The organism is Candidatus Micrarchaeia archaeon, assembly GCA_041650355.1.
Lineage (GTDB): Archaea > Micrarchaeota > Micrarchaeia > Anstonellales > Bilamarchaeaceae > JAHJBR01.
Window position 1 is genome coordinate 1 of sequence record JBAZLI010000072.1, and the last position, 4602, is coordinate 4602.

General features: G+C 56.2%; 5 protein-coding genes. All 5 read left to right on the top strand.

What is annotated here, in order from left to right:
* A partial coding sequence (locus WC488_04630; GenBank protein MFA5077685.1) for a cation transporter dimerization domain-containing protein occupies positions 1–354 on the top strand: 354 nt, incomplete at its 5' end.
* A gap of 71 nt (positions 355–425) precedes the next feature.
* Positions 426–953, top strand: a complete 528-nt coding sequence (locus WC488_04635) for a KH domain-containing protein (GenBank protein MFA5077686.1) — start codon at positions 426–428, stop codon at positions 951–953.
* A gap of 25 nt (positions 954–978) precedes the next feature.
* Positions 979–1587 carry a TMEM175 family protein gene (locus WC488_04640; protein ID MFA5077687.1) on the top strand — a complete coding sequence of 203 codons (609 nt, stop codon included), beginning with the start codon at positions 979–981 and terminating at the stop codon, positions 1585–1587.
* A gap of 140 nt (positions 1588–1727) precedes the next feature.
* Complete coding sequence (gene top6B, locus WC488_04645) at positions 1728–3362, top strand: DNA topoisomerase VI subunit B (GenBank protein MFA5077688.1); 1635 nt, start codon at positions 1728–1730, stop codon at positions 3360–3362.
* A 70-nt stretch (positions 3363–3432) separates the two neighbouring features.
* The coding region (locus WC488_04650; protein MFA5077689.1) for a DNA topoisomerase IV subunit A at positions 3433–4602 on the top strand (1170 nt) is incomplete at its 3' end.

Here is a 4602-nt window from a genome sequence, read left to right on the forward strand (position 1 = left end):
ATTTTAGTGGCGCTTTTCATGCTCCGCGTGGTCAAGGAAGTTGGCGGAGGCGCGCTTTCCGAGCTCACGGACGCAAGCCCGCCGCGCGAAAAGCTCGAGGAATACGGGAAGGCAGTGCTCGGCGTAAAGGGCGTGAAATGCTTCCACCGCATGAGGGCGCGAAGCTCCGGCGGCGAGATAACGCTTGACTTGCATGTGCAGCTTGACCCAAAGACATCTCTCAAGCGCGCGCACGCAGTATGCGGAATAGTGAAATACGAACTGAAGAAAAAGTTCCCTGAAATAACCGAGGTGCTGGTGCATGCGGAGCCTTACGGCAAAAGCTCTGCGCGCGCGCCGAAATTCGGGAGCTGAGGATGCCCGCCCAGCTTTTCCGACCCACCACTTCTTAAAAATTAGCCCTGCCTAAGAAGCTGGCGGTACATATGCAGATACTCAAAATCCCCTCCGCCCGCGTCCCTGCGGTCCTTGGCGAATCTGGCGAGACCAAGGACTATCTTGAGCAGCGGATGAAGGTCACGCTCAACGTCGACTCCGACGGCTCGGTGGAGATAGGCGGGGAAAGCATCGACGAGTTCATCGCAAAAGACGTAATAAAGGCGATAGGCAGGGGCTTTGAGCCCGCAATCGCGCTCAAGCTCCTCTCGGACGACTTCGGCTTCAAGCTCATCGACCTTCGCGACTACGCGGATTCCCCGAAAGCGCAGCATCGCATACTCGGCAGGATAATCGGGGAAAAAGGCAGGACGAAGGAGATAATAAACGAGGAAATCGGCGCTTATCTTGCAATCCACGGGCACACCGTGGGCATAATCTCGAAACTGGACACGCTTGATTATGCGCTCACTGCGGTTTTCAAGCTCATCGAGGGCGCAAACCACGCTACGGTTTACGCCTACCTCGAAAAATGCCGCCGCAAGATGAACGAGGAGGAAGTGAAGCGGCTTTTTTAGGCTGCCGCAAAACCAGAGTGGTTCAATGGAAGGGGGAAAGGACGAAAAGACGACTTTTCGCATAGAGGCTTTCTCGGATGCGATTTTCGCATTCTCCATGACCCTTCTCGTTTTCAGCATAAAAACCCCCGATGTCCCCGACACGGCGGTTTCCGGCACCATAACCGCATGGATACTCACCCTCCTGCCAAAATTCCTCATATATGTCTTCACATTCGTCATGGTCGGCATCTACTGGATAGCGCACCACCGCACGTTCGAGCACATAATAAGGCATGACAGCCGGCTCATGTGGCTCAATCTCGCGTTTCTTCTCGTCATTTCGCTCCTTCCCTTCCCGACCGCCATACTCGGCGAGTACGGGGACAATTCCGAGGCTGTCGCCCTCTACGGCTTTTCCATGGGGCTTTCAGGCGCGCTCCTGATGGCGGTATGGGCTTATGCGACGGACGGAAAGAGGCTGGTCTCAAAAAGCATGCCCGATGAGGAAATAAGGGGCACCCGCGCGCGCGGGACTGCGACTGCGGGGATATTCCTGCTTTCCGCGCCCCTTGCATTCATCGACCCGACCCTTGCCATGCTTTCCTGGCTCTCCATACCTTTCCTGCAGGGCTTCATGGCGAAGAAAGGATAGCCTGCGCGCAATCGTGGCTAAAATCCACCCTCCGCGCGCGCTTTTCGCCCTTTTCTCCGGCGTAACAACCAAAACTCTTATTAAAGAGAACCCCGCAGCTTACAATCGCGACCAGAAGGAATCTGCAAAAAGTGATTCGCATGGCGACCACTACTGAAAAGATATTCACCGAGTTCAAGGAGCATTCCGTCGCGGAATTTTTCAAGAAGAACCAGCAGATGCTCGGCTTCTCAGGCAAGACCCGCTCGCTCACGACCATCGTCCACGAATACGTGACAAACTCCCTTGACGCATGCGAAGAGGCGGGGATATTGCCCGAAGTTACGGTGACCGTCACCGAGCTTGACAAGGAAAAGTACCGCGTGGTGTGCGAGGACAACGGGCCGGGCATCCCGGAAAGGCACCTTGGCAAGGCGCTCGGGCAGATGCTCGCAGGCACGAAATTCCACCGCTACGCGCAGCAGCGCGGGCAGCAGGGGATAGGCGCGTCCGGCTGCACAATGTACGCGCAGATAACGACCGGCAAGCCCGTGAAGGTGGTCTCGCGCTACGACAGGAAGAAAATAACCTGCGAAGTATCCATCGATCTCAAGTCGAACTCCGCGAACGTGGCGAACGTGGTGAAGGAGGAAGGGGATTTCGGTTGCGGCCTTTCGGTGGATGCCGAAGTCGCCGACGTGAAATACGACAAGAGCAGCTTCGGCGTATACGAGTATGTCCGCCGCACCGCGCTTGCAAACCCGCATCTCCAGATAATCCTGGTCGACCCTGAAAAGCAGAAGTCCGCATTCCCGCGCTCAAGCGACAAGATACCTGAAAAGCCCGTGATTGTCCAGCCCCATCCGCTCGGGCTTTCCACAAACGACCTTATCGATTTCGCGCACCGTGAAAAGGAATGCAGGCGGGTCTCCTCTTTCCTGCAGGAGCGCTTCGCGCGCGTGTCTGCGGCAAAGGTGGAGGAGCTCCGCACCCTCGCGCCCGATGTCGACCTGAACAAGAAGCCATCCGATCTGCAGTGGGCAGAAGCTGAAAAGCTCGTAAAAGCATTCGCGCAGGCAAAATGGATAGCGCCTGCGACCGACTCTGTGAAGCCGATTGGCAAGGGGCAGATTGAAAAATCGCTCCAGAACATACTCGCGCCGGAATTCGTGGTGGTCACCGAGCGCTCGCCCAAGATATTCAAGGGCGGAATCCCCTTCATGGTGGAGGCGGCAATCGCCTATGGCGGGGGTGCCGGGAGGAAGGCGGGCGACCTGTCCTCAAGCGAAGTGATACGCTACGCCAACCGCGCGCCTTTGCTTTTTGACAATTCCGGCTGCGCAATAACCGAGGCTGTGAAGGCGATAGACTGGAAGCGCTACAAGCTTCGGAACTTCGAGGAGGAGCCGTTGAGCATTTTCGTGAACATCTCAAGCGTCTATGTGCCCTACACATCAGCTGGCAAGCAGGCGATTTCAAACGACGATGAGATACTTCAGGAGATAAAGAACGCGATAATGGAGGCCGCGCGCGATTTGCAGCGCTACCTTTCAGGAAAGCACCGCGAGCGCGACAGGACCGAGCGGAAGAAGGCAATCCTGCGCTATGTGAACCAGCTTTCAAAGGACCTGCCCGAGCTTGCGGGCAAGGGCAAGCCCGCGGAAATCGAGAAGAAGCTCAACCACATGATTGAAACGAAGTACTCCGGGCAGATAGAGAACGGCGATGACGGGGAGGAAGCCGAAAACGGCAATGGAAATGGGAAAATCGCCGATGAGGAGGAAATAGACGAATAGCGATTGGCAGGCGCAACATCCATGGCGAGGCAGGGGGAAACGGAGAAGGAAACAGGCAGGCGCAACATCCATGGCAAGGAAAGCTGAAGTGAAGGGCGAAGGGAAGATTGCAATCAGACGAGGCAATGAGGGAATTCCAATGGGCGCAAAAAACGATTTGGAAGTGGTGGGCAAGCTCGAAAAGCTCGGGCTTCAGATGCTTGGGCAGATTGACGAGGAGACCACGCCCACGTTCGCAACCGCGCTTCGGAGCAAGAGCAACATCATATACGACCAAGGGGTGGGCTACATCCGGCTTGGCGACAAGACTGAAGAGCGCAAGTTCGTGAACGTTGGGCAGGCGCGCAAGTTCATGCAGACGGTGGCAATCGCCTCCAAGTGCAAGAAATTCCTGAAAGAGGACGCGCACACGTCCATCAGGGGCTTATACTACCAGCTCAAGTTCTCGCTTGGCGATACTTTGGATGAGGAGCTTTTTTCCGAGCAGTCGGAGAGCAACCCGCTTGTGGAGGATTTGGAAGTCGCGCTCACTGTGAAGCGCGAGGATTTGAACCTCAACACCGACAGGAAGGGGGTGGTGGCAGGCCCGCTCACAATAAAGGACAAGTTCGGCGGGGAAGAGGTCACCATCGACTGCAGGAAGCAGGGCAGGAGCGGCTGGATGATCCCTTCCGATGTCGACAACGGCATGGAGTTCATAGATGTCGATGCCGACTACGCGCTGGTAGTCGAGAAGGACGCGATGTGGCAGAGGCTCAACGAGGACAAGTTCTGGAAGAAGGAGAACTGCATACTCATCACCCCCAAAGGGCAGGCATCGCGCGGCTGCAGGCGGCTCATCAGGAAGCTTGCAAGCAAGAAGCTGCCCATCTACTGCTTCACGGACTGCGACGCTTGGGGATGGTATATCTACTGGGCGATAAAGACGGGAAGCATGAACCTCGCTTACCTTGGCAATGACATAGCAACCCCCGAGGCGAAATTCGTCGGGGTCACCATGGCGGACATAAAGGACTACGATTTCCTCGGGCAGCTCACCATAAACGCGAAGGAAGTGGACATCAAGCGTGCGGAGGAGATGCTCTCCTATGACTGGATTTCCCGCCACAAGGACTGGGTGAGCGAGCTTAAGACCGTGCTGAAGACTAAGAAGAAGATAGAGCAGGACGCATTGCAGGGCCCGCGCCTCAGCTTCGTCGGCGACTATTTGCGCGAGAAGATAGAGAAGAGGAAGTTCCTC

Excerpts from the sequence above, each read along its gene's own strand:
- WC488_04635 (MFA5077686.1), top strand. The coding sequence starts at position 426 with ATGCAGATACTCAAAATCCCCTCCGCCCGCGTCCCTGCGGTCCTTGGC.
- WC488_04640 (MFA5077687.1), top strand. The coding sequence starts at position 979 with ATGGAAGGGGGAAAGGACGAAAAGACGACTTTTCGCATAGAGGCTTTC.
- top6B (MFA5077688.1), top strand. The coding sequence starts at position 1,728 with ATGGCGACCACTACTGAAAAGATATTCACCGAGTTCAAGGAGCATTCC.